23 protein-coding genes are annotated in these 24,026 nt (G+C 54.7%); 15 read left to right on the forward strand and 8 right to left on the reverse strand.

Going from position 1 to position 24,026, the window contains the following annotated elements; translation table 11 throughout:
* Positions 1 to 28: 28 nt before the first annotated feature.
* Positions 29 to 277 (reverse strand): exopolysaccharide production protein YjbE, encoded by a 249-nt coding sequence (yjbE, locus tag QNH99_RS01855; protein WP_063877518.1) that lies wholly within the window; start codon positions 275 to 277, stop codon positions 29 to 31.
* Positions 278 to 813: 536 nt separating this feature from the next.
* On the opposite strand from yjbE, the gene ompR reads away from it, so the two are divergent.
* The gene (gene ompR / locus QNH99_RS01860) at positions 814 to 1,533 is read left to right on the forward strand and encodes a two-component system response regulator OmpR (protein WP_001157751.1); all 720 of its coding nucleotides are present in this window, start codon (positions 814 to 816) and stop codon (positions 1,531 to 1,533) included.
* Positions 1,530 to 2,894, forward strand: coding sequence for a two-component system sensor histidine kinase EnvZ (gene envZ, locus QNH99_RS01865; protein ID WP_063877517.1), 1,365 nt, complete (start codon positions 1,530 to 1,532; stop codon positions 2,892 to 2,894). The genes ompR and envZ overlap by 4 nt, the downstream gene beginning before the upstream one ends.
* Positions 2,895 to 2,932: 38 nt before the next feature.
* Here the strand turns inward: envZ and pckA are convergent, their stop codons facing one another.
* From pckA to QNH99_RS01890, 5 genes are all read right to left on the reverse strand, one after another.
* The gene (pckA, locus tag QNH99_RS01870) at positions 2,933 to 4,552 is read right to left on the reverse strand and encodes a phosphoenolpyruvate carboxykinase (ATP) (RefSeq protein ID WP_172897033.1); all 1,620 of its coding nucleotides are present in this window, start codon (positions 4,550 to 4,552) and stop codon (positions 2,933 to 2,935) included.
* 280 nt (positions 4,553 to 4,832) lie between these two features.
* Entirely contained in the window at positions 4,833 to 5,699 is an 867-nt protein-coding gene (gene hslO / locus QNH99_RS01875; protein WP_096011058.1) for an Hsp33 family molecular chaperone HslO, read from the reverse strand.
* A 44-nt stretch (positions 5,700 to 5,743) separates the two neighbouring features.
* On the reverse strand, positions 5,744 to 6,145 hold the full coding sequence (gene hslR / locus QNH99_RS01880) for a ribosome-associated heat shock protein Hsp15 (protein WP_063877514.1): 402 nt from the start codon (positions 6,143 to 6,145) through the stop codon (positions 5,744 to 5,746).
* Complete coding sequence (gene yrfG, locus QNH99_RS01885) at positions 6,142 to 6,807, reverse strand: GMP/IMP nucleotidase (RefSeq protein WP_410517652.1); 666 nt, start codon at positions 6,805 to 6,807, stop codon at positions 6,142 to 6,144. The genes hslR and yrfG overlap by 4 nt, the downstream gene beginning before the upstream one ends.
* 57 nt (positions 6,808 to 6,864) lie before the next feature.
* A complete protein-coding gene (locus QNH99_RS01890) occupies positions 6,865 to 9,000 on the reverse strand; it encodes an intracellular growth attenuator family protein (RefSeq protein WP_283355573.1) in 2,136 nt (711 codons plus the stop codon).
* A 383-nt stretch (positions 9,001 to 9,383) separates the two neighbouring features.
* Between QNH99_RS01890 and nudE the strand changes: the two genes are divergently transcribed.
* Positions 9,384 to 9,950: an ADP compounds hydrolase NudE gene (gene nudE, locus QNH99_RS01895; RefSeq protein ID WP_063877511.1), complete on the forward strand. Its 567-nt coding sequence runs from the start codon at positions 9,384 to 9,386 to the stop codon at positions 9,948 to 9,950.
* 57 nt (positions 9,951 to 10,007) lie between these two features.
* Here nudE and mrcA read toward each other — a convergent pair whose 3' ends face one another.
* Complete coding sequence (gene mrcA, locus QNH99_RS01900) at positions 10,008 to 12,560, reverse strand: peptidoglycan glycosyltransferase/peptidoglycan DD-transpeptidase MrcA (RefSeq protein WP_410517242.1); 2,553 nt, start codon at positions 12,558 to 12,560, stop codon at positions 10,008 to 10,010.
* A 116-nt stretch (positions 12,561 to 12,676) separates the two neighbouring features.
* Here mrcA and pilM point away from each other — a divergent pair, with 116 nt between their 5' ends.
* From pilM to trpS, 12 genes are all read left to right on the forward strand, one after another.
* Positions 12,677 to 13,483: a pilus assembly protein PilM gene (pilM, locus tag QNH99_RS01905; protein ID WP_410515942.1), complete on the forward strand. Its 807-nt coding sequence runs from the start codon at positions 12,677 to 12,679 to the stop codon at positions 13,481 to 13,483.
* On the forward strand, positions 13,483 to 14,025 hold the full coding sequence (locus tag QNH99_RS01910) for a PilN domain-containing protein (protein WP_109717801.1): 543 nt from the start codon (positions 13,483 to 13,485) through the stop codon (positions 14,023 to 14,025). The genes pilM and QNH99_RS01910 overlap by 1 nt, the downstream gene beginning before the upstream one ends.
* The gene (locus tag QNH99_RS01915) at positions 14,018 to 14,506 is read left to right on the forward strand and encodes a hypothetical protein (protein ID WP_410515943.1); all 489 of its coding nucleotides are present in this window, start codon (positions 14,018 to 14,020) and stop codon (positions 14,504 to 14,506) included. The genes QNH99_RS01910 and QNH99_RS01915 overlap by 8 nt, the downstream gene beginning before the upstream one ends.
* On the forward strand, positions 14,493 to 14,882 hold the full coding sequence (locus tag QNH99_RS01920; protein WP_410515944.1) for a HofP DNA utilization family protein: 390 nt from the start codon (positions 14,493 to 14,495) through the stop codon (positions 14,880 to 14,882). The genes QNH99_RS01915 and QNH99_RS01920 overlap by 14 nt, the downstream gene beginning before the upstream one ends.
* Entirely contained in the window at positions 14,818 to 16,089 is a 1,272-nt protein-coding gene (gene hofQ, locus QNH99_RS01925) for a DNA uptake porin HofQ (protein ID WP_410515945.1), read from the forward strand. The genes QNH99_RS01920 and hofQ overlap by 65 nt, the downstream gene beginning before the upstream one ends.
* Positions 16,090 to 16,452: 363 nt before the next feature.
* Positions 16,453 to 16,974: a shikimate kinase AroK gene (gene aroK, locus QNH99_RS01930; protein ID WP_063877505.1), complete on the forward strand. Its 522-nt coding sequence runs from the start codon at positions 16,453 to 16,455 to the stop codon at positions 16,972 to 16,974.
* A 38-nt stretch (positions 16,975 to 17,012) separates the two neighbouring features.
* Positions 17,013 to 18,101 carry a 3-dehydroquinate synthase gene (gene aroB, locus QNH99_RS01935; RefSeq protein WP_063877504.1) on the forward strand — a complete coding sequence of 363 codons (1,089 nt, stop codon included), beginning with the start codon at positions 17,013 to 17,015 and terminating at the stop codon, positions 18,099 to 18,101.
* 47 nt (positions 18,102 to 18,148) lie between these two features.
* Positions 18,149 to 19,255: an SPOR domain-containing protein gene (locus QNH99_RS01940; RefSeq protein WP_283356306.1), complete on the forward strand. Its 1,107-nt coding sequence runs from the start codon at positions 18,149 to 18,151 to the stop codon at positions 19,253 to 19,255.
* Positions 19,256 to 19,351: 96 nt separating this feature from the next.
* Positions 19,352 to 20,164, forward strand: coding sequence for an adenine-specific DNA-methyltransferase (dam, locus tag QNH99_RS01945; RefSeq protein WP_283355569.1), 813 nt, complete (start codon positions 19,352 to 19,354; stop codon positions 20,162 to 20,164).
* Between the two features lie 66 nt (positions 20,165 to 20,230).
* Positions 20,231 to 20,914 carry a ribulose-phosphate 3-epimerase gene (gene rpe, locus QNH99_RS01950; RefSeq protein ID WP_014594778.1) on the forward strand — a complete coding sequence of 228 codons (684 nt, stop codon included), beginning with the start codon at positions 20,231 to 20,233 and terminating at the stop codon, positions 20,912 to 20,914.
* Entirely contained in the window at positions 20,898 to 21,575 is a 678-nt protein-coding gene (locus QNH99_RS01955; RefSeq protein ID WP_172897039.1) for a phosphoglycolate phosphatase, read from the forward strand. Before rpe ends, QNH99_RS01955 begins: the two co-directional genes overlap by 17 nt.
* Before the next feature lie 17 nt (positions 21,576 to 21,592).
* Positions 21,593 to 22,597: a tryptophan--tRNA ligase gene (gene trpS / locus QNH99_RS01960; protein WP_063877501.1), complete on the forward strand. Its 1,005-nt coding sequence runs from the start codon at positions 21,593 to 21,595 to the stop codon at positions 22,595 to 22,597.
* A 49-nt stretch (positions 22,598 to 22,646) separates the two neighbouring features.
* Here trpS and cysG read toward each other — a convergent pair whose 3' ends face one another.
* Positions 22,647 to 24,011 carry a siroheme synthase CysG gene (cysG, locus tag QNH99_RS01965; protein ID WP_063877500.1) on the reverse strand — a complete coding sequence of 455 codons (1,365 nt, stop codon included), beginning with the start codon at positions 24,009 to 24,011 and terminating at the stop codon, positions 22,647 to 22,649.
* Positions 24,012 to 24,026 lie beyond the last annotated feature (15 nt).

Raw genomic sequence — 24,026 nt, forward strand, 5'->3', positions numbered from 1 at the left:
ACCAATGCGCTCCCCTGAGGGGCAAGTCTTACTTACCGGCCTTGGTCGATGTCGTGGTCGAGGTGCTGCTTCCGTTGCCGTCACCGCCGCCGCCGCCCGCCGTTGCCAGTGCTACGCCTAACAGTGCGCCGACTGCGCCAATACCGATAGCATTTGAGTTACCCTGGGCTGTGGTGGTGGCCTGTGCGCCCGCAGCTTCACCGGTTGCGGTTGCGGCATAAGTCTGACCCACACTGAATAAAGCCAGCGCGCTCAGCAGTAAAATCGTTTTTTTCATTATGGTTTCCCCGTAAAACGGCAAATTGGTGTCGCTACAGTCTGGGTGATATTTATCCGGGCGCAAAGCGGGCTTTACTGATTGATTTATCTCTCTTTACCTGTAACTGGCCTTATTGGGGGTGGATCTCAAACTAATCCGAGAGAGGTCGCGTATTAACCTGTTTTTTTGCGGGATATTATGCTGTTATCAGAGGGGAAAACCGCTACATGCCAGATATGTCATCCGTCACTGATTTAATTTAAGGCAAATTTTCTGGCAAGCAGTTGAATTTACAAGCTCTGTCAGCCAGTGCATCCTGTTTAAACCAGGCAATAGCGGAATTTTACCTAATATTTCAGATTTGCCGTATTCTGTTCAACGCAGGTGGTGATGACACAGCTTCTCAGGCAGTCAGACCGAAATTTAAATATAAGCTGCTGTTTAATATGCTTTGTAACAATTTTGACTAGAATATAAACCATTAAACACTGTCACTGTGCCGCATCTTTTTTTAACAATATCGGCTCAGGCAATCGCGCCTTTGGGAGTTAAAAATGCAAGAAAACTACAAGATTCTGGTCGTCGATGACGATATGCGTTTGCGTGCACTACTGGAGCGCTATCTTACCGAGCAGGGCTTTCAGGTGCGCAGTGTCGCCAACGCCGAACAAATGGATCGTCTGTTAACCCGCGAATCCTTCCATTTAATGGTGCTTGACCTGATGCTGCCGGGCGAAGATGGCCTTTCCATCTGCCGCCGTCTGCGTAGTCAGAGCAACCCGATGCCTATCATCATGGTGACAGCCAAGGGTGAAGAAGTGGACCGTATTGTCGGACTGGAGATCGGTGCTGACGACTATATTCCAAAACCGTTCAACCCGCGTGAGCTGCTGGCGCGTATTCGTGCCGTGTTGCGCCGTCAGGCCAACGAACTGCCAGGCGCGCCTTCTCAGGAAGAAGCGGTCATTGCCTTTGGTAAGTTCAAACTCAACCTGGGCACGCGCGAGATGTTCCGTGAAGATGAACCTATGCCATTGACCAGCGGTGAATTCGCCGTGCTCAAGGCGCTGGTCAGCCACCCACGTGAGCCGCTGTCGCGCGACAAACTGATGAACCTGGCCCGTGGTCGTGAATACAGCGCCATGGAACGTTCTATCGACGTTCAGATTTCTCGTCTGCGCCGTATGGTGGAAGAAGATCCTGCTCACCCACGCTATATCCAGACCGTTTGGGGCCTGGGTTATGTGTTTGTTCCGGACGGCAGTAAAGCATGAGGCGGCTGCGCTTCTCGCCACGAAGTTCGTTTGCCCGCACCCTGTTGTTGATCGTTACCTTGCTGTTTGTCAGCCTGGTAACGACCTACCTGGTGGTGCTGAACTTTGCCATTCTTCCCAGCCTGCAACAGTTTAATAAAGTCCTCGCGTACGAAGTGCGTATGCTGATGACAGACCGTTTACAGCTGGAAGATGGCACGCAGCTTGAAGTGCCGCCCGCTTTTCGCCGCGAAATTTATCGTGAACTGGGTATTTCGCTCTATACCAATGCGGCAGCAGAGGAGAGCGGACTGCGCTGGGCGCAGCACTATAAGTTTCTTAGCGATCAGATGGGCCAGCAGCTTGGCGGCCCCACGGACGTTCGCGTCGAGGTAAACAAAAACTCCCCCGTTGTCTGGTTAAAGACCTGGCTATCGCCTGATATCTGGGTACGGGTGCCGTTAACCGAAATCCATCAGGGTGACTTCTCCCCGCTGTTCCGCTATACCCTGGCGATTATGTTGCTGGCGATAGGCGGTGCCTGGCTTTTTATCCGAATTCAAAACCGCCCGCTGGTCGATTTAGAGCATGCCGCACTTCAGGTGGGTAAAGGCATCATTCCGCCACCGTTACGTGAATACGGCGCGTCGGAAGTGCGATCGGTCACGCGAGCCTTTAACCAAATGGCGGCGGGCGTCAAGCAGCTTGCCGATGACAGAACGCTGCTGATGGCGGGCGTCAGTCATGATTTACGTACGCCGTTAACACGTATTCGCCTTGCGACCGAAATGATGAATGAGCAGGATGGCTACCTGGCCGAGTCGATTAACAAAGACATCGAAGAGTGTAACGCCATCATTGAGCAATTCATTGATTACCTGCGCACCGGGCAGGAGATGCAGACTGAGCTGGCCGATCTCAATAGCGTGCTGGGTGAGGTGGTGGCAGCAGAAAGCGGTTACGAACGCGAAATTGAAAATGCGGTCATGGCGGAAGAGCTCATGCTGGAGATCAATCCGCTCTCGATCAAGCGCGCCCTGGCTAACCTGGTGGTGAACGCCGCGCGCTACGGCAACGGCTGGATTAAGGTCAGCAGTGGACGGGAACTGCACCGGGCCTGGTTCCAGGTTGAAGATGACGGTCCCGGCATTAAGCCTGACCAGCTGGCCCATCTGTTTCAGCCTTTTGTGCGCGGTGACAGCGCACGAAGCACCAGCGGCACGGGCCTGGGGCTGGCGATAGTGCAACGCATCATCGATGCGCATCAAGGGTCGCTGGAGATAGGTGACAGTGAACGAGGCGGATTACGCATCCGTGCCTGGTTACCCTTAGCGGAAAATCCTGAGGTGGTTCCACATAGCGGCAACCTGACGCTGAGTTGAGCAACAACGGCGCGGCCGGTTAAGCCGCGCCGTTGTTATTAGCGCTGTGGACCTGCTTTTACCAACGCGGCACCGGCCGCATTATCGGTATACTTTTCAAAGTTGGTGATAAAACGCTGTGCTAAATCATCTGCGGCAGCGTGCCACTTCTCCTCGCTTTCCCATGTACGACGCGGGTCGAGCGTTTCGGCATCCAAATCGCCCAGGGTTTTTGGCACCTGCAGGTTGAACACCGGCAGGGTCTCCGTTGGCGCATCGTCCAGCTCACCTGCGAGAATGGCGTTGATGATAGCGCGGGTATTCTTCAATGAGATACGCTTGCCACTGCCGTTCCAGCCCGTATTAACCAGATAAGCCTGCGCGCCCGCCGCTTCCATGCGTTTCACCAACACTTCTGCATACTGTGTGGGATGCAGCGTCAGGAAGGCTGCGCCAAAACAGGCTGAGAAGGTCGGGGTTGGTGCGGTCACACCTCGTTCCGTGCCGGCCAGCTTCGCGGTAAATCCAGACAGGAAATGATACTGGGTCTGCTCTGGCGTCAGCCTGGAGACCGGCGGTAGCACGCCAAAGGCATCGGCAGTCAGGAAAATGACTTTCTTCGCATGGCCTGCTTTGGAAACCGGCTGCACGATATTGTCGATGTGGTTAATCGGATAAGACACGCGGGTATTTTCGGTTTTGCTACCATCCGCAAAATCGATGCTCCCGTCTTCACGCACCACCACGTTTTCCAGCAGGGCATTACGACGAATAGCGCGATAGATTTCTGGCTCAGCCTGTTCGGAGAGGTTGATCGTCTTGGCGTAGCAACCGCCTTCGAAGTTAAACACGCCATCGTCATCCCAGCCGTGTTCATCATCGCCGATTAACTGGCGATCCGGATCGGTAGACAGCGTGGTTTTACCCGTACCGGAAAGCCCAAAAAACACCGCAACGTCGCCTGCTTTACCCACGTTAGCGGAGCAGTGCATGGAGGCAATGCCCTTCAGCGGCAACAGGTAGTTCATCACCGCGAACAGCCCTTTTTTCATTTCTCCGCCGTACCACGTGCCACCAATCAACTGCATACGTTCGGTCAGATTAAAGGCGACGAAGTTCTCAGAATGCAGCCCCTGGGCCTGCCAGTCAGGATTGGTGCATTTCGCGCCATTCATCACCACAAAATCAGGCGTGAAGTTATCCAGTTCGGCTGCGCTCGGCTGAATGAACATGTTTTTAACGAAATGCGCCTGCCAGGCAACTTCAGTCACAAAGCGTACGCTCAGACGTGAATCCGGGTTGGCACCGCAGAAGGCATCAATAACAAACAGGCGTTTCCCGGAGAGCTGCTGGGTGACGCATTTTTTCAGCGCCTGCCAGGTTTCCTGGGACAGCGGTTGGTTATCGTTCTTGCCGGTGCCTTGATCGTTCCACCACAGCGTATCGCGCGTGGTGTCATCACGAACAATATATTTATCCTTAGGCGAGCGCCCGGTAAAAATCCCGGTATCCACTGCGATGGCGCCGCTTTGCGTCAGGGTGCCGCGCTCAAAACCTTCGAGCTCCGGGCGCATCTCTTCCTGAAACAACGTATCGTAATCAGGGTTATGAACCACTTCAGTGGTATCGGTGATGCCCAGATCGGCAAGGGCTTTCGAGGTCAGGCCGTTAACGCGCATTTTACTGCTCCTTAAATCGGTGTCTGTTCTGTAGGGCAAAGAGAGTGTGGGATCGCGTCTGTAACATGCCGCACGGCCAGGTGCGGAAACACGATCGCGCGCAGTTTACGCTACTGTGTCAGGCGAGAAAGGCTTGTTCGTTAAAAATGAGACTCAGGGCGCGTTAAGGGTATGTTTCGAACGTTTTTAAGATGTTAAGAAAGTAAAAAAAGATAATTTGCTAAGTAAATTAAGGGCATAGCGATGGGGCAGGCAGGGCGGCCTGACCGCCCTGGTCGGATCAGTGAAGGCGATTGCTGTTCTCAAGGGAGTGGCTACGAATCCCGGCAATGTCTACCGCATCGAACACGTAATGTGATCCGCAGTAGTCGCAGTTCATATCGATTTTGCCATCTTCAGCAATAATCTCGTCGACTTCTTCCTGCGGCAGCGTTCTCAGTACCTCGCTGCAACGTTCGCGCGAACAGGTGCATTTATAGACAACCGGCTGCGGGTCGTAAACGGTCACTTCTTCCTGATGGTAAAGACGCCACAGCACATCGGTCGCGGGCAAATCGATCAGCTCTTCCGTTTTAATCGTCTCGGTCAGCGTAGCCAGATGCGCAAAGTCTTCTTTATCGGTGTCCTGAGCCGGTAAAACCTGCAACAGAATCCCGGCTGCGCCTGCGTTGCTGGTGCGAATAAACAGGCGGGTCGGCAACTGTTCGGAGCGCATAAAATAGTCTTCCAGACATTCACTTAGCGTGTCGCCTTCCAGACCGACCACGCCCTGATAGCGCTCGCCTTTTTCAGGCGTGATGGTAATGACCAAATAGCCATTGCCCACCATGCTCTTCAGTGTGCTGTCGTCAGGAATGTCACCTTTCATCCGTGCGATACCGCGTAACTCCTGCTGATTGTTGCCATTAATCACGGCTAACGTCAGGGGACCATCGCCCTGGAGCTGAACGGTAATTTCACCATCAAATTTTAGCGTTGCGGTAAGCAGGCTGGTCGCCACCAGCAATTCGCCCAGCAGGGTTTGTACCGCAGGCGGATAGTCGTGATTTTTCAGGATGGCTTGCCAGGTGTTTGAAACATTGACCAGTTCGCCGCGAACGGACGCATTTTCAAACAGATAACGACGCAGTTGATCGTGCTCAGACATAATTTTCTCTCTTTTGGCGGGCGGTGACAGGTTCAGTAACCTGCTTATTCATCACCCGATAACTTAAATTTCATCAAATCGCGGCGTTCTTTCTTGTCGGGCCGACGATCGGGATGGGGCATGGTCAGCGCATTCATCTTGCGCGCCAGGGCTACTTTTTCACGTTTTTCAATACTGGCTTCCGTCTCGCGGTAAAGCAGCTGTGCTTCACTGGCAGAACGGCGCTGCTCGCTGATGTCGGCGATCACTACGGTGCGCTCATCATTACCCTGACGCAGGGTTAACTCAGCATCCCGCTCGACAAGCTTGCTGGGTTTACTGCGCTGGCCGTTGTAATGAACCTTGCCACCTTCAATCATCTCGCGTGCGATAGAACGGGTTTTGTAGAAACGCGCCGCCCAAAGCCATTTATCAAGACGAACGCCTTCGCTTGGTTTTTCTTTCATTGCTGCTCCCAGGCCTGAATCAGTGTGCGGTAGTCGCTTATTGCACCGTGACGCTGAAAGTGTTGTTCAGGACGACCGGAGTCAGGATTACTGACGCCCAGGCACCAGCCGATTCCCCATAATTTGGCGGCATCAAGAATGGTTTCGTTGTCATCGATGAACACTGTCCGTGATGCATCAAAGCCAGTGTGCTGCTCAACCGCCTGCCACAAACGTTGATCTTCTTTCGGATAGCCAAAGGTATGGGTGGAAAGTAATAAATCAAGGTGTGATGCTAAACCTGTTTGTTTCAGTTTAACGTCCAGATACCAGGGATGCGCATTGGTGAGCAGGATGGTGCGTTTACCCGCCTGACGTAAAGCCTGTAAAAAAGGCAGCGTATCAACACGCAAGCTGACGCGATGGCGCTGTTCCCAGGTCATGGCATGAATGTCTAACTGCAGCGCCTGCGACCAGTAATCCAGACAATACCAGTTTAGCGTATGCGCCACGGCCTGATATTTTTCTTCAATAATCTGACGCGCCTGAGCAGCAGAAATACCGCGTTGGGTACGCAGGGTGTCAGGGACAAGCTCCAGCCAGAAAAAGTGGTCAAACGCCAGATCGAGCAACGTGCCGTCCATATCGAGCAGCACGGTGTCAAAGTCAGACCGGTTGAACATCATGGTGAATTTACCCGTTGCCAGTTAGCGCAACAGGGTAGCACAGTTGCAGGGGGCTCAAAATATGGAGCGCACGCCCTGTATAGTGCTCAGCGTAGGATTAAAGCATTTATCGTAATATTGCTGGATAGCATGCATACGCTGACGATTCAGATGAATGCGCCGCAATGCCAGCAGGCCGTTCACGATGCCGCAGGCCAGCAGCACCATTAGCAACAGCGCGGCACCCAGATAGCGCCATTTTGCCATGGCATCAGGCTCATTGTGCAGGGCGATGTGGCGTGTGCCGTTTGCATCGGTATAGATATTGGTAATGATGCCGGTGGCGCTGAACGGCGTATGCAGCAACAGTGAGGACAGACGTTGCAGCTCTTGCCACTGTGACGACGCCTCCAGATCAAACAGCGGAACAGCAGGCTGGGGCTGATTGACGAGCTGGTGCCCTTCATCGCTGGCGATAACGAATCCGCCCGGCGGTGGGCTGTTAAGGTTCTCAGCGGCGCGACGCGTTTCACGGAAGAAGAAGGTGGAGGTCGCGGTGTGCACCAGGTTTTCCAGCGCTTCAGCACTGACCGGACGCAGCAGGACATTCATCCCGTTAAGCTGACCGGAATCGGCGCGGCTGACTAAGGTGTCCCAGTCTTTGGCATTACCCAGGTTCACCAGGGCATTTTTAAGGCGCATACAGTCCTGTGCCTGGCTGCAGAGCGCCTGCGTTTTCAGCACCAGGTCTGAAAAGTCATCCAGCAGAATCATGCCCGATTTCTGGATTGCCGAGGCTAACTGAGGATTCAGTTTGGGATCGGTGTTGGTTTCGGGATGCAGCTGTTTCGTCGTGGTATCCAGCAACGCCGAGGCTTTCTCAATAATATCTGAGTGGGGCAGCGGCAGGGGCGTTGCGTTATTCCAGTAAATTTGTGAGCAATCGAACGGCATATAGGTATAGGTGCGATTACTTTGGTAGTTGTCCGGCACCGCACACATGCCGGTCCCTGTGACCTTCAGGCTGTCGCCGACTTTAAGATCCACGCTACTCAGTTGGTTAACGCTGCTGACATCCAGGCTGTCGGTGCCTTTAGCCCAGGCCAGACTCAGCTTGATGGGCATGCTGAGCGGAATCCAGGTGATTAACAAAGCCAGAACAATCAGCGAGCCACAGGCCAGCACGACATTTTTACGCCAGCGTTGCAGCGGAAAATTTCTGACCTCATCCTGCAGTGAAAGAAAGCGCCCCTGGCGCACCACCTGGCGATTCAGATAAATATCGACGTCCGTCACCTGACCCAGATCGTGAGCAACGTAGGGCTGCCAGTGGGCAGGATAAGCCAGATCGATAATCCCCAGCGTAATGTTGCTCTGTTCCTGATTTGACTCACCAAATAAGCCCCAGCGCTTGGGCGCGCCGCGCAGACAGTGAATTTCACGCAGGCCATTCTCACCAGGCACACGATACATCAGCCACAGACTGGCGACGATCATGATGCCGGCAATCACCGACAGCCAGATCATCAGACTGGCTGGCAACAGCAAGCCGATAAAAAACAACATCAAGGCAAAAGAAATAATGACCGCTTCCCGCGTGCCGTCAGGGCGAGACAGCCGGTACTCTTCCAGCGTTTCTTTGCGCACCCGCACTAATTCCACGTTTTCACTTTCCGCTTTGCGGATCGACGCGTTGGTGGAAGCCGGACGTATCAGACTGGGTAGCGACTGCTGATCAACGGCGTAATCCACCAGCGAGTGTCCATTCAAAGAGATGATTAATGGAACGGACTGGGTGCGGATGAGCTCAACGTAGTTTTCATCCGTGATGTACTGTTCCCACAGCGGCGGCAAATGGACTTCGACTTCATCCAGATAGTAGCGCCACTTATGGGGATCGTCGGTGGAGAGGCCATAACGGGTAATCGCCCGCGTGACAGGATAGACATTGTTGCTTTGCGCGGTCAGCACCAGCTTGTCATGTTGACGGCGGGATTCACCGGGACTGAGGATACGGGGCTGTTTTTCAAGGGCAGCAAGGTACTGTTCAACCGCCTTGCGCTCCCGTTCAGACAGCTTACGGCAGGGCGGGCTAATGAATGGCAGCGGTCTCGCCAACGGGGGCCTGCGCCGCATAGCGTACCAAAATCCAATACCTGCCAGAATTGAACAGGTTAGCACTACGGCCAATATAATAATTATTGTGCTCATGCTTTGCTCAATTCAGCCAAAATACTGCCTTCACTTTAAACTTACATCCCCAGATTCGCCCACGATGCAAGACGATTTATGGGAGGTTAAACAACTCTTACACGTTTAACAATAAACGAAATAGTTCTGTAAATCATTTAATTAGGCGTTATGACATCACACACTGCCAGAATAGTAACGACAGTGCACCCGTTATTGTATCGGCATTATCTGAATTTTGAAGCGGGATATTGACTAACACAAATTTTTTGTACTCAGGAAACCAGTGTTATCGTAGAAAAAAGCGGCATACGCGCTGCGTGCGGTTGGAGAGTCGCACAAAGGCGGATCGTTAGGTATGCTAATTCGCTCCTGAGTGCTGGCGCAGCAAGTTTGAGGCTGATATGAAAAAGTCGTTAAAAAAACCTGACATCCTCAATGTAGAAACCGTGGCAAGGTCACGATTGTTTACTGTTGAAGCGGTAGACCTGGCCTTCAGTAATGGCGCACGGCGTATTTACGAGCGCATGAAGCCCTCGGAACGTGAAGCAGTGATGATTGTGCCGATTATCGATGATCACCTGGTGCTGATTGAAGAGTATGCGGTGGGTCTGGAGACCTACGAACTGGGCTTCCCTAAAGGCTTGATCGATCCGGGTGAAACCGTAAACCAGGCTGCGGACCGTGAACTCAAAGAGGAGGCGGGATTCGGTGCGGGCCAGCTGACTACCCTGGGCAAACTGACCATGGCGCCGTCGTACTTTTCCAGCAAGATGAATATTGTCGTGGCAGAAGGGCTTTATCAGGAGAAGCTGGAAGGCGATGAGCCTGAGCCGCTGGTGGTGCATCACTGGCCGTTAAGCAACATGCTGGCATTATTGCAGGAGCCTGATTTTCGCGAAGCGCGCAACGTCAGTGCATTGTTTATGGTACGTGAGTGGCTGGTGAAGCAGGGACGTATCAGCTATTAACATCCGCGCAAGACAGGCCGGATAACCAGGGGCGACTCGCGCCGCCCCTGAGGATCATCAGAACAGTTCGTGGCTCTCGCCATTGTCCATGATGGTGGTGCCGGCATCATGCACCGAATACTCGGTTGGCTGCGTCCCGTTGATAAAGTACTCCTGGCGCGTATTACCACTGCCGTTTGCCAGTTTGCCCGTACTCCGATCGATGGTGACGGTCACGATGCCATCCGGTGGCGTGAGCGGCTGAACCGGCACGCCATCCAGAGCGACCTTCATAAAGTCATCCCAGGCAGGCTGTGCACTCTTCGCGCCGCCTTCATAACCCGATATTTGATCGGGAATTGCGCCAGAAAGGGTACTGCGACCCAGATCGCGACGCGCATCGTCAAAGCCGATCCACACCGAGGTGACGACGCCGGGGCCGTAGCCCGAGAACCAGGCATCTTTGGAACTGTTGGTTGTGCCCGTTTTTCCGCCAATATCATTACGCTTCAGGTCGCGCCCGGCACGCCAGCCCGTGCCCATCCAGCCCGGTTCGCCAAAAATATTACTGTTCAGCGCACTTTTGATCAGGAATGACAGCGGCGTATTAATCACGTGCGGCGCATACTGCTGTTCACCACCCGGCTGCGGCTGCGCAGGTACCTGCTCCAGCTCAGGCTGCGGCACCGTCTGGTTTTGCTGCTGAGCCGAAGGCGCGACGTTCTCAACGCTCTCGGCGTTCAGCGTCAGCGCTTTTTTGGTTTCACCGTAAATCACCGGTAAGTTGCACTGAGGGCAGGCAATTCTCGGTTTTTCTTCAAAAATGGTTTGTCCCTGTTCATTTTCAATTTTGCTAATGAAGTAAGGATCAATCAGGAAGCCGCCATTCGCCATGACGGAATAACCGCGCACCACCTGCAGAGGGGTAAACGAGGCTGCCCCAAGGGCCAGTGATTCAGTATGCACAATGTTCTGTGCCGGGAAGCCAAAGCGCTGTAAGTACTCGGCCGCGTAATCCACGCCCATCGCACGCATCGCGCGAACCATCACAACGTTTTTCGACTGACCCAGCCCCTGGCGCAGGCGAATCGGGCCATCGTAGGTAGGCGGTGAGTTCTTCGGACGCCAGTCCGCACCGGCACCTGCATCCCAGCGGGAAATAGGCACGTCGTTAAGAATGGATGCCAGCGTTAACCCCCGATCCATCGCGGCCGTGTACAGGAACGGCTTAATGTTCGAGCCCACCTGGCGCAGTGCCTGAGTGGCGCGGTTGAACATGCTTTGGTTAAAGTCAAAACCGCCCACCAGTGCGCGCACGGCACCGTTGGTCGGATCTAACGAAACCAGTGCCGAGTTCACGTCCGGGACCTGGCCCAGCCACCATGTATCGCCGACCTGGCGTACCCAAACCTGCTGGCCTGGCTGCAGAACCTGAGTCAGGCTTTTAGGGGTTGGCCCTTGCACCGTGTCAGACTTAAAGGCACGCGCCCAGCGAACACCAGCCATGGTCAGTGACACGTTGCTACCATCTTTCATCATGACGGTGGCTTCATCGCTCTGCGCATGAGTAACAACGGCCGGATGAAGGGGACCGTACAGAGGAAGATTTTTTAACGCTTTAACAATCTGCGCCTGTCCCCATGCAGGTTCACCGACTTTCCACAGCACGCTGGTCGGGCCACGGTAGCCATGACGCATATCATAAGCCATTACGTTGTTCTGCACGGCCTCCTGCGCAGACTGCTGCAGACGTCGTGTGACGGTGGTGTAAACCTTGTAGCCATCGGTGTAAGCATTATTACCATAGCGTTTTACCATCTCCTGGCGTGCCATCTCACTGAGATAAGGCGCAGAGAAGACGATTTTAGGGCCATGATAGGTGGCGACTAACGGTGTGTTACGCGCCTCATCGTACTGTTGCTGGGTGATGTAATGCTGATCCAGCATACGGGCCAGAACGACATTGCGACGTGCGACGGCGCGGCTGTGTGAATAAAGCGGGTTAAAGGTCGACGGGGCTTTAGGCAGACCGGCGATGGTCGCCATTTCGCTCAATGACAGCTCATTAACGGGCTTACCAAAATAAACCTGTGAGGCGGCACCCACACCGTAAGCCCGGTAGCCGAGGTAGATTTTGTTCAGGTAAAGCTCAAGAATCTCGTCTTTATTCAGCAACTGCTCGATGCGAATCGCCAGAAAGGCTTCCTTGATTTTTCGCATCAGGGAGCGTTCTGGGCTAAGGAAGAAGTTACGTGCCAGCTGCTGGGTAATCGTACTGGCCCCCTGCGAAGCATGGCCCGACACCAGCGCAACACTGGCAGCACGGAAAATCCCGATGGGATCTACACCGTGATGCTCATAGAAGCGGCTGTCTTCCGTTGCAATAAATGCTTTAACCATCTCAGGCGGAACCTGTTGCAGGCTAAGCGGTATACGGCGCATTTCACCATACTGGGCGATAAGGTCGCCCTCAGCGCTGTAAACCTGCATAGGGGTTTGCAAACGCACATCTTTCAGCGTGTTAACGTCGGGTAACTGCGGCTCAATATATTTGTACAAACCATAAATCGAGCCAGCTCCCAGCAAGATGCAACACACTGCAAGGATTAATAAATACTTTACGAACTTCACCTGAGATTTCCCATCTGTTGTCGTTTGGGCAGTTTATAAGCAACCGCGCAGTAGTATAAAGGCAAGCCAGACGCTTTGATATGTCCATTTTTCCGGACGATAAGGAGATCGCGCGCATGGCTTTTCACACCTGGCAAATTGGGCTGGATATCCAGAACAGGCAGTGCTGTGCCCTTGCCATCCTGCGTCGCCGCCAGGGTTGGCAATTATGCCACTGGTGGCAGCAGCGGCTGGCGCAAGATACGTTAAGAAACGGCGTGCTGCAATCTTCCCCTGAATTGCTGTCAGTGTTAGACCGCTGGCGAAAGTGCTTACCCCAGCGCTACTCACTGCGCGTAGGGCTTCCTGCCCAGTTGGTACTGCAGCAGCCGCTTTCGCTTCCCGAACCGCCGTTAAAAGAACCGGCATTAAGCCGTTTTGTCCGGGCGGCTGCCCAACGTCTTTTTCCCGTTGATCCACGCGAACTGGCGCTGGATTACCGTCTCGATCCCGCACATGGCCAACTGTGTGTCACGGCCGCCCGGCTGGATGTGGTTAAACAGTGGCACGCTCCGCTGGCACAGGCAGGACTGAAACCCAGCGTATTTGAACTTGCCACCCAGGCGCTCAATATCGTTACTGAACAGGCGCAATTAACTGCGGGAAGTGTAGTGGTTTTGCGACAGGATGCACGCTACCTGTGGAGTGACGGCATCAACGCCGCATCTTTTGCCGATCAGGGCGGGCTGGCGGCGCTGCATAAGCAGGCTTTTCCTCAGGCAAGCCGCGTTTTTTATTGTGATGCTGATAGCGTTTCATCCCCCGCCGGTACGGTTCCTTTTTCACCTTTGCAGCTGTTGCGCTGTCCGTCGCCGCCTTTGCCTGACAACCCCGCTGCATTTGTACTGGCGACCGGCCTGGCGCTGCGACACGAGGACCGCTAATGGTCGCGGTTAACCTTTTACCCTGGCGTCGCTGGCGCTGGCAACGCCAACGACGCCAGGGCCTTGTTGCGCTGGCCATAACGTTACTGATTTTAGTGTCAGCGGTCGCACTGCGGTTCTGGCAAGGGCATCAGGCGCTCATTCAGGTTGAGCTTCAGCATATCCGGCTTACGCGTGCCCTTGAGACGCTTGTGCAGCGCGTGGAACAGCAAAAACTGCTGCTGCAACAGCTGGCCGAGGTACAGCAACGCCGCAGCTGGCTGCGTCAGCAGGCCAGGCAGTTTAGCGTCTGGCAACAGCTTTGGCTGGACTTGCCCGGCTTGCTGCCCGACGGGCTGTGGTTAACCCGGCTGGAGAAGCGCAATACGGATTTGCTTCTGGAGGGCAAGGCGCAGCAGATGCAGGATATCCGCCATTTTCGCCAGCGTTTAACGGGCGTGGCGCTTTTTTCACAGATTAGGCAGGGCAATGTGCAGCGCCAGTCAGAAGGGGATTACCACTTCACGTTGCGCATCAGGCTGAAGGAGGAGAACAGTGAGTAACGGGTTTCAGTTCTGGCTGCAGTTAGCCGTGCCGTTTCGCTATGGCAGCCTGCTGGCGGCGGCTTCCGGCCTGTTCTTTGTTGCCTGGTGGACGTTGTTAGCGCCACAGCGGCAAGCGTTAGACGCTGCCATGCACCAGCTGGCACAACAGCAGCAACGCCTGCAACAGCAGCAGGTGCAACTGGCCCGGCATCCTGACATTGACGCGTTACAGGCTGAGCTGGCGCAGGCGGCGGCGAGGCAACCCGCAGCGCAACTGACGCTGGAGGCCATTATCGCAGAGCGAGGCGCACAACTGGAGGCGTGGCTTAGCGATGAACAGCCGCGGGCGCTGACGCTCCACCTGGAGTGGTCGCAGTTTCAGCCCCTTTTTACAGCGCTGTCCCAATCTGCGACGGCTTTCCCTGGCCGTTTTCAACTCACCGCACACCCGGCGCACCTGGTGGCGCAGCTCTGGCTGGACGCTGATGAAACCTTTTAGCGTCATGCTGCTCTTGCTCTGCTGCGGTGTTGCGCAGGCGCGCGATCCGTTTCGTCCTCTTACCGGCGTGGCTTGTGTGGCAGAAGTTGAACCGCTCAGCGAATGGCGCTTACAGGGAATTATCGGCCGCGCGCCGAGGTTTCAGGGCTGGCTCCTGACCCCGCAGGGTAACGCCGTGAAAGTGCTCAGCGACCAACCCTTTCCCCTGCTTCCCTGGCAAACAGACCAGTTTACGTCGCGCACACTGAAGCTGTCGGTGCCCGGTAGCTGTTCGTCTCAATATTTCACCTTTCATCTCAAAGGAAGCCCGCATGATAAGGATATCGATTCTGACGTTTCTGCTGATCTGCCTGACGTCCGCCCGCGCCAGCCATGATGAGGGCTTGAGCCTGGCCTTTGACGATGCGCCCATTGAGCGGGTTTTACAGGCACTGGCCGATTATCAACAGATCAACCTGATGATTTCCCCCGAGGTTCAGGGGACGCTCTCACTGCGGCTGGATAACGTGCCCTGGCAGCAGGCGCTGTCGCTGGTCGCCCGCATGGCGCGGCTGACCTTGCTGGAAGAGGACAACGTTCTGCTGGTTTATCCAGAGCACTGGCAACAGCAGCGGCGCGAGGCAGAACAGGCGAAGCAAGCAGAGGTGTTGCAGCAACAGCCCCTACAACAGCGCAGGATAAGCCTGCACTATGCCAGTGCCAGTGAGGTTCATCGCAGCCTGCAGGGCGAACGTCAGTCGCTGATGACAGCAAGAGGAAGCGCCACGGTCGACAGCCGGACGAACAGCGTGCTGCTGCGCGACAGCGCGGCGGCCCTGAAAGAAACCGAGCGCTGGGTGCGCGCGCTCGATGTGCCGCTGGAGCAGGTGGAACTGGCGGCACATATCGTCACCATCAGCGAAGATCACCTGCATGAGCTGGGCGTTAACTGGCGGCTGTACAATGCGGGCGACGTCGTTGACCGTGCGTTACGTCATCCTCTGCTTGATATCCCGTTAGGACTGAATTCGCCCGCCGTCTCGGTTGGCGTCACACTGTCGCGAATTGGGGGTAAACTCCTGGATTTAGAACTCAGCGCCCTGGAGCAGGAGAATCAGGTCGAAATTATCGCCAGCCCACGCCTGTTTACCTCGCATCAACAAACCGCCACCATCAAACAGGGAACAGAAATCCCTTATGAAGTCTCCGCGGGCAACAGCGGGGCGACCAGTATCGAGTTTAAAGAGGCGGTGCTGGGCATGGAAGTGACGCCAACCGTTTTAGGCAATGGCCGCATTCAGCTAAAAATTCGTATCAGCCAGAACGTACCGGGGCGCGCGATTCAGACCGGTGATTCACAGGTCCTGTCTATCGATAAGCAGGAAATTGAAACCCAGGTGACCGTCAACGACGGGCAAACCCTGGCATTGGGCGGGATTTTCCATCAGCAGCGCACGCGCGGGCAGCGCCAGGTTCCACTGCTTGGTCATCTTCCCGCTGTGGGCCACCTGTTTCGACAGCAGTCCGAAGAACATAAGAAACGTGAGCTGGTTATTTTTATGACGCCGCGATTGGTCAGGGAAGCAGCGCTTACGGCACGATAAAACGGAAAATGTGCCCATAAAGTCCAACTGCGTTGACGCAGGGCTGGAATTAGCTTACAAGGTTTAGCGATTTTTAACACGTTGTAAGCGTCTGTGTTGGAAAAACCAGGCAAACAGATGAGAGAATTCCTCTGTAAGCAGTGATGTCACAACGCTGTACTGACGCATTACAGTTTCGCGAACGACGGGCCAATTCAGAAATGGATGTGCTGTTAGCAATATAATCGGTTGCCAAACAGCCTTGAGTGTTGAGATAATTTTTCGTCTGACTCTTGCTAACGCTCATGAGGTCTCAGTTCCTGTCCCGCCAGCAAAATGCTGAAAGCGGGGTATCATTAACGAATTCTTAGTAATACCGACAAAATGGCAGAGAAACGCAATATCTTTCTGGTTGGGCCGATGGGTGCCGGCAAAAGCACTATTGGCCGTCAGTTGGCTCAGCAACTCAATATGGAGTTCTTCGATTCCGATCAGGAAATTGAGCGACGCACCGGAGCGGATGTGGGCTGGGTTTTTGACGTTGAAGGCGAAGCTGGCTTCCGCGATCGTGAAGAAAAAATCATCAATGAACTGACCGAGAAGCAGGGCATCGTCCTGGCGACCGGTGGCGGCTCCGTAAAATCCCGGGAAACACGTAATCGTCTCTCCGCCCGCGGCGTCGTGGTTTATCTTGAAACCACTATTGAGAAACAACTGGCACGTACACAGCGTGATAAAAAACGCCCCTTACTGCAGGTAGAGTCGCCGCCACGTGAAGTGCTTGAAGCGCTGGCAGATGAACGCAACCCGCTTTATGAAGAGATCGCCGATGTTACCATCCGCACTGACGATCAAAGTGCAAAAGTGGTGGCGAATCAGATTATCAACATGTTGGAAAAAAGTTGATCCAACGTTTGAAGGCTCTTTGACAGGTATCGAGCACCATGGAGAAGATCACCGTTTCACTGGGGGAACGTAGTTACCCCATCACTATCGCCGCCGGACTGTTTAACGATCCGGCTTCTTTTTGGCCGTTAAAAGCGGGTGATAATGCCATGCTGGTGACTAACCAGACGCTGGCACCGCTCTACCTTGATAAGGTATCGGCTCTGCTGAAGGCGGCGGGGGTGAAAACGGATCAGGTGATTTTGCCCGACGGTGAGCAATTTAAAACGCTTGCCGTGATGGATCAGGTCTTTACTGCACTACTGCAAAAACCCCATGGTCGTGATACCACGCTGGTGGCGCTTGGCGGTGGTGTTATTGGCGATCTTACGGGTTTTGCGGCGGCAAGCTATCAGCGTGGCGTGCGTTTTATTCAGGTGCCGACAACGCTGCTGTCCCAGGTTGACTCCTCGGTTGGTGGCAAAACGGCCGTTAATCATCCTCTTGGCAAAAACATGATTGGCGCGTTTTATCAGCCCGCGTCTGTCGTGATCGACACCGAGTGTCTTCGCTCACTGCCGCCGCGTGAGCTGGCTTCCGGTCTGGCTGAGGTCATCAAGTACGGCATTATTCTGGACGGTGAATTCTTTCAGTGGCTTGAGCAGAATCTTGATCGTCTTCTGGCGCTGGATGAATCCGCACTGGCCTGGTGTATCCGCCGTTGCTGTGAGTTAAAGGCTGAGGTCGTCGCCGCAGATGAGCGCGAGCACGGCCAGCGCGCATTACTTAATCTTGGTCATACTTTTGGTCATGCTATTGAAGCCCATATGGGCTATGGCAACTGGTTACACGGTGAGGCGATTGCCGCTGGGATGGTGATGGCGGCGCGCACGGCGCAACGTCTGGGCCAGTTCAGCGCACAGGACTGCGATCGCGTCATTGCTTTACTGCAACGTGCCGGTTTACCGGTGAACGGGCCGGTAGAGATGCAGGCAGAAGACTATTTGCCGCATATGATGCGTGACAAAAAGGTTCTGGCTGGTGAATTGCGTCTGATACTGCCGCTGTCGATTGGACGTGCTGAAGTGCGCGGTGGCGTAGCTCATGATATGGTGATGGCTGCAATTAATGATTGCCAGAAATCTTGATATTAAGCAGGTAAGTGGTGACGCGGCGCGCGGGTGCGCAGTGCGGGATGCCGCTTTACGGAGGAGGCAGAATGGATGAGTTCAAACCGGATGATGAATTCAAACCGGATGATGAGTTAAAACCTGACGCCAGCGACCGCCGTCCCTCGCGCCCACGTAAATCGTCTTCTGCGACGAAAGCACCGGTATCGCGTCAGCATGTCATGATGGGCGTTGGTATTCTGGTGTTACTGCTGGTAGTGCTGGGAATTGGCTCTGCGCTGAATGGTTCTGACGACAGTAAGTCTTCTTCGGCCAATGGCAACAAGAGCACGCCTGCTCCTGGCTCGACAGGTTCTGGCAGCGAAAAAAATATTGACCTGAGTGGCTCAACCGCCATGAGCGGTGGACAGAATGCCGCCGGGACGCCATCACCGTCTGCGACAACCCAGAATGCACCTGGCACGGCATCTTCTCCGGAGGCGACGAATGCGCCACGCGACATTTCCATGCCGCCAGTTGCGTCCACGCCGACGCAGGCCGCGACTGTTGAAACTCCGGCGAATCAGCAGCGTGTTACTTTACCTGGCGATCTGAACACCGCCCTGACGAATCAACAGCAGCAAGTTGATGGCGCGGCTCAGGGGGCAGAAAACAGCAGCTCACTGCCTACGGCTCCCGCAACGGTCAGTGGCAAAGCCGGTTCCGCCGCCACAGCCAATGCGCCCGCAGCAGGCCGAACCAACGCAGGCCAGGCCGCATTGACGCCACGCCATACGCGTGAGCAGCCGGCGAAAACCGCCGCTAAGCCAACGGCCAGTGAACATAAAACCCACACCACGCCAGCGCACACCGCAGTGAATAATGCGCCTGCTAAAGCCGCTGGCAACGGTGCAACGGCGAGTAAATCCCTGCCTGGCGGTAATTATACGCTGCAGCTGAGCGGTGCGTCGAAGGCAGAGAGCCTGAATGCCTGGGCGAAGAAACAAAATCTGAGCGCGTATCACGTGTATAAAACAACGCGTAACGGCCAGCCCTGGTATGTGCTGGTAAGTGGTGCATATGCAACACCGGCAGACGCGAAACGTGCCGTAGCTGCGTTGCCTGCTGAAGTGCGCGCACAGAATCCATGGGTGAAACCGGTTAGTCAGGTCAGGAAAGAAGCCAGCCAATAAATGATATGGGGCCGGCAGCTGCTGGTCCCGTTTTAAGCGCAGATCTGCTGTCGGTTCAACCACAGCCTCACAATAAGATGTAAATACCACGACAGCATGAAAAAAAATCGCGCTTTTTTAAAATGGGCGGGGGGAAAATTTCCCTTAGTCGAAGAGATCCACCGTTATTTGCCGCAAGGTGATTGCCTGATCGAACCCTTTGTCGGCGCTGGCTCAGTGTTTCTCAACTCCGATTTTGATCGCTATCACCTGGCCGACATCAACAACGATCTCATCAATCTCTACAACATCGTGAAAACGCGTACGGCGGATTTTATTCGCGATGCGCGTTTGCTGTTCACGCCTGAAGGCAATAACGAAGCCTGCTATTATCAGCTCCGTACTGAATTTAATCTCAGCAAAGACGCTTATCAGCGTGCGCTGTTATTCCTCTATCTCAATCGCCATTGTTACAACGGCCTGTGTCGTTACAATTTGCGCGGCGAGTTCAATGTGCCTTTTGGTCGTTACCGCAAACCTTACTTTCCGGAAGCCGAGCTGCTCTGGTTTGCTGAACGTGCGCAAAAAGCGACGTTTGTCTGCGAATCATACGATGTTACCCTGAACAATGCCCAGAAAGGCTCTGTGGTATATTGTGATCCGCCGTACGCGCCACTGTCCGCGACGGCTAACTTTACGGCTTACCATACAAATAGTTTCAGTCTGAATGAGCAGCAACATCTGGCGCAACTGGCTGCGAAGCTGGCGTCGGAGAGTAAAATCCCGGTGCTGATTTCTAACCATGATACTGAACTGACGCGTTGCTGGTATCAGGATGCCGTGTTACATGTGGTTAAAGTCCGGCGTTCTATTAGCCGAAGCATAACCGGCCGCACCAAGGTCGACGAACTACTGGCACTTTATCGCTAGTCTGTTTCGTCCGCGGCCAGGGTATTTCGCCAGCAGTGATGCTGGCGCACAACAGTGGAGAATCGGATGAAACAATATTTGCTGGCCCCTTCAATCCTTTCGGCAGACTTTGCCCGCCTGGGTGAAGACACTGCGAAAGCACTGGCGGCTGGAGGCGACGTGGTTCACTTCGACGTTATGGACAACCACTATGTTCCTAATCTGACGATGGGACCGATGGTACTGAAAGCACTGCGTGACTACGGTATTACGGCCCCGATCGATGTGCATTTAATGGTGAAGCCCGTGGACGCGTTAATTCCCGAGTTTGCCAAAGCCGGCGCCACCTATATCACCTTCCACCCGGAAGCCAGCGAGCATGTTGACCGTACGCTGCAGCTGATTAAAGAGCACGGTTGCAAGGCCGGTCTGGTGTTTAACCCCGCCACGCCGCTCAGCTACCTCGACTACGTGATGGATAAGCTGGATATCATTCTGCTGATGTCGGTGAATCCCGGTTTCGGTGGACAGTCATTTATTCCGGGCACCCTGGATAAACTTCGTGAAGCGCGTAAACGTATCGATCAGAGCGGCTACAGCATTCGTCTGGAAGTGGATGGTGGTGTGAAGATTGATAACATTGGCCAAATCGCCGCCGCGGGTGCGGATATGTTTGTGGCCGGTTCAGCCATCTTTGGGCATCCGGACTATAAAAAAGTGATCGACGACATGCGGAACGAGCTGGAGAAAGCGAATGGCTCATTTCACTGATATTCACGCGCTGGCGTTCGACCTTGATGGCACGCTGGTCGACAGCGCGCCGGGCCTGGCTGATGCTATCGATCTGACGCTTGCGGACCTGCGTTTGCCTGCTGCTGGCGTCGGGCGCGTGTCCACCTGGATTGGTAACGGTGCGGATATCATGATGTCGCGCGCCCTGACCTGGGCACTGGGACGCGAGCCTCAGCAGGATGAGCAGCGCGATGCCCGAGTATTATTTGACAAACATTACGCCAATACGGTGGACGCCGGCAGTACGCTGTTTCCTCAGGTTAAAGAAACGCTGGCAAAACTTCAGGCGCTGAACATCCCGATGGCGATTGTCACCAATAAGCCCACGCCATTCGTTGCGCCCTTGCTGGCCTCACTGGGGATCGATGGCGCGTTTTCACTGATTATTGGCGGTGACGATGTGGTGGTTAAAAAACCCCATCCTGCTGCTATTTTTCTGGTGCTGGGTAAATTTGGCCTGTTGCCTGACCAACTGCTGTTTGTTGGCGATTCGCGCAATGATATTCTGGCTGCGCAGTCGGCTGGTGTACCCAATATCGGTATGACTTTTGGCTATAACTATGGCGAACCTATTGCCACCAGCCAGCCCGATCTCACCCTTGACTCTTTTGACGAACTTTTGCCCGCTATCGGGCGGTAATTTATCAGGACATAAGCATGAGCAAACCCATCGTTTTCAGCGGCGCACAGCCGTCCGGCGAACTGACCATTGGCAACTATATGGGTGCGCTGCGTCAGTGGGTGCAGATGCAGGACGATTTCCACTGCATTTACTGTATCGTCGACCTGCACGCGATCACCGTTCGCCAGGACCCGACAGCACTGCGTAAAGCCACCTTAGATACGCTGGCGCTGTACCTTGCCTGCGGTATTGATCCAAAGAAGAGCACTGTCTTCGTTCAGTCTCATGTGCCAGAGCACACGCAGCTGAGCTGGATTCTGAACTGCTACACCTATTTTGGTGAGCTGAACCGTATGACGCAGTTCAAAGACAAATCCTCGCGCTATGAAGAAAACATTAACGCGGGATTGTTCAGCTATCCGGTGCTGATGGCCGCAGATATTTTGCTTTATCAGACGACGCAGGTGCCGGTGGGTGAAGATCAGAAACAGCATCTTGAACTGAGTCGCGACATTGCCAGCCGGTTTAATGCCCTGTATGGCGATGTCTTTAAAGTGCCTGAGCCGTTCATTCCTAAATCTGGCGCACGCGTGATGTCCCTGCTGGAACCGACGAAAAAGATGTCTAAGTCGGACGATAACCGCAATAACGTTATCGGCCTGCTGGAAGATCCCAAATCCGTGGTTAAAAAAATCAAGCGTGCGATGACTGACTCTGAAGAGCCACCGGTCATTCGCTATGACGTTAAAGAGAAGGCGGGCGTGTCAAACCTGCTGGACATCCTGTCCGGCGTGACCGGCAAGCCGGTAGCGGAGCTGGAGCAGGAATTTGAAGGCAAAATGTACGGGCACCTGAAAGGCGCGGTCGCGGATGCGGTATCTGGCATGCTGACTGATCTGCAGGAACGTTATCATCGCTTCCGTAACGATGAAGCGTTGCTGGAGCAGGTGATGCGTGAGGGCGCACAAAAAGCCCGTGCTCAGGCGCAGGAAACCCTGAAAAAGGTGTATGCCGCCGTGGGTTTTGTTTCTCAGCCTTAGTCAGTGCTGGCATAACCTCAACGGCGAGCGAAAGCTCGCCGTTATTGTTTTAAAACCAACGTAATGTTTCGCGCAGGCTGACCACGCTGCCCACGATAATCAGACTGGGGCTGGTAACCTGTTGCGCTAAATCGCTGAGCGCTTGCAGCGTACCGGTGAGAACGCGTTGGTCTGTGCTGGTGCCTTTCTCCACCAGGGCTACGGGCATATCGGCGCGCATGCCGTGATGAATAAGCTGTTGCTGAATTTCTGCTGCCTGCGTGAGGCCCATATAAAACACCAACGTTTGCTGTTCTGCCGCCAGCGTCTGCCAGGCCAGTGAGCCCTGCTTTTGCAGATGGCCAGTGACCAGCCGTACGCTTTGCGCATGGTCGCGATGGGTGAGGGGAATACCGCTGTAGGCGGCACAGCCCGATGCTGCCGTAATGCCGGGCACCACGCTAAAGGGGATCTGATGCTGTGCCAGAATCTCCAGCTCTTCACCGCCCCGGCCAAAGATAAAGGGATCGCCACCTTTCAAACGTACGACCCGTTTACCGCGCTGGGCCTGCTGGAGCAACAGCTGGTTGATCTCATCCTGGGGCACGCAGTGGTGACCTGCACGTTTACCCACAAAGACACGTTCCGCATCACGGCGCACGAGATCGAGAACGGCATCGGAAACCAGCCTGTCGTAAACGATCACATCCGCCTGCTGGATCTGCTGTAAACCTTTGAGCGTCAGTAACCCCGCATCGCCCGGCCCTGCACCGACCAGCACCACTTCACCTTGTGTTCGCCGATCCTCTGCGAACAGGGTTTCGGTTAGTTCATCTGCCCGTGTGTTGTCGCCATTCGCCAGGCTTTGCGCCAGCCTGTCGCTGCTAAAAAAACGTTCCCAGAAGTGGCGACGTTGCGCCATCGCGGTGAACTGCTTTTTCACCCTGCTGCGCAAGGTTCCGGCTCGCTGGGCCAGTTTTCCCAGGTGCTGCGGCAACATCGCCTCCAGTTTTTCACGCAGAAGCCTTGCCAGCACGGGGGCCCGACCGCCGGAGGACACGGCAATCATCAGCGGCGAGCGGTCAATAATGGAGGGCATGATGGCACTGGCCTGCTCGGGCGCATCGACCAGATTACAAAAGATTTGCTGCGTTTCAGCCACGTCGGCGACCTGTTGATTAACCCCCTCATCGTTGGTGGCCGCGACGACCAGCCAACAGCCCGCCAGCCAGTCCGGGTGAAAATCACCGTGTATCAAGGTCAGCTCTCCCGCTTGCGCCCAGTGCTGAAACGCAGAAGAAAAGGTCAGTGCGCCCACGCTGAGGCTGGCCCCGGCGGCCAGCAGCAGCCGGGCTTTACGCTCGGCGACGTCGCCGGCACCCACCAACAGGCAGCGTTTGCCTTGCAGGCGACAAAAAAGCGGGAAATAGTCCATAGCCAGTCCTGCTAA

The organism is Pantoea allii (assembly GCF_046529425.1).
GTDB lineage: Bacteria > Pseudomonadota > Gammaproteobacteria > Enterobacterales > Enterobacteriaceae > Pantoea > Pantoea allii.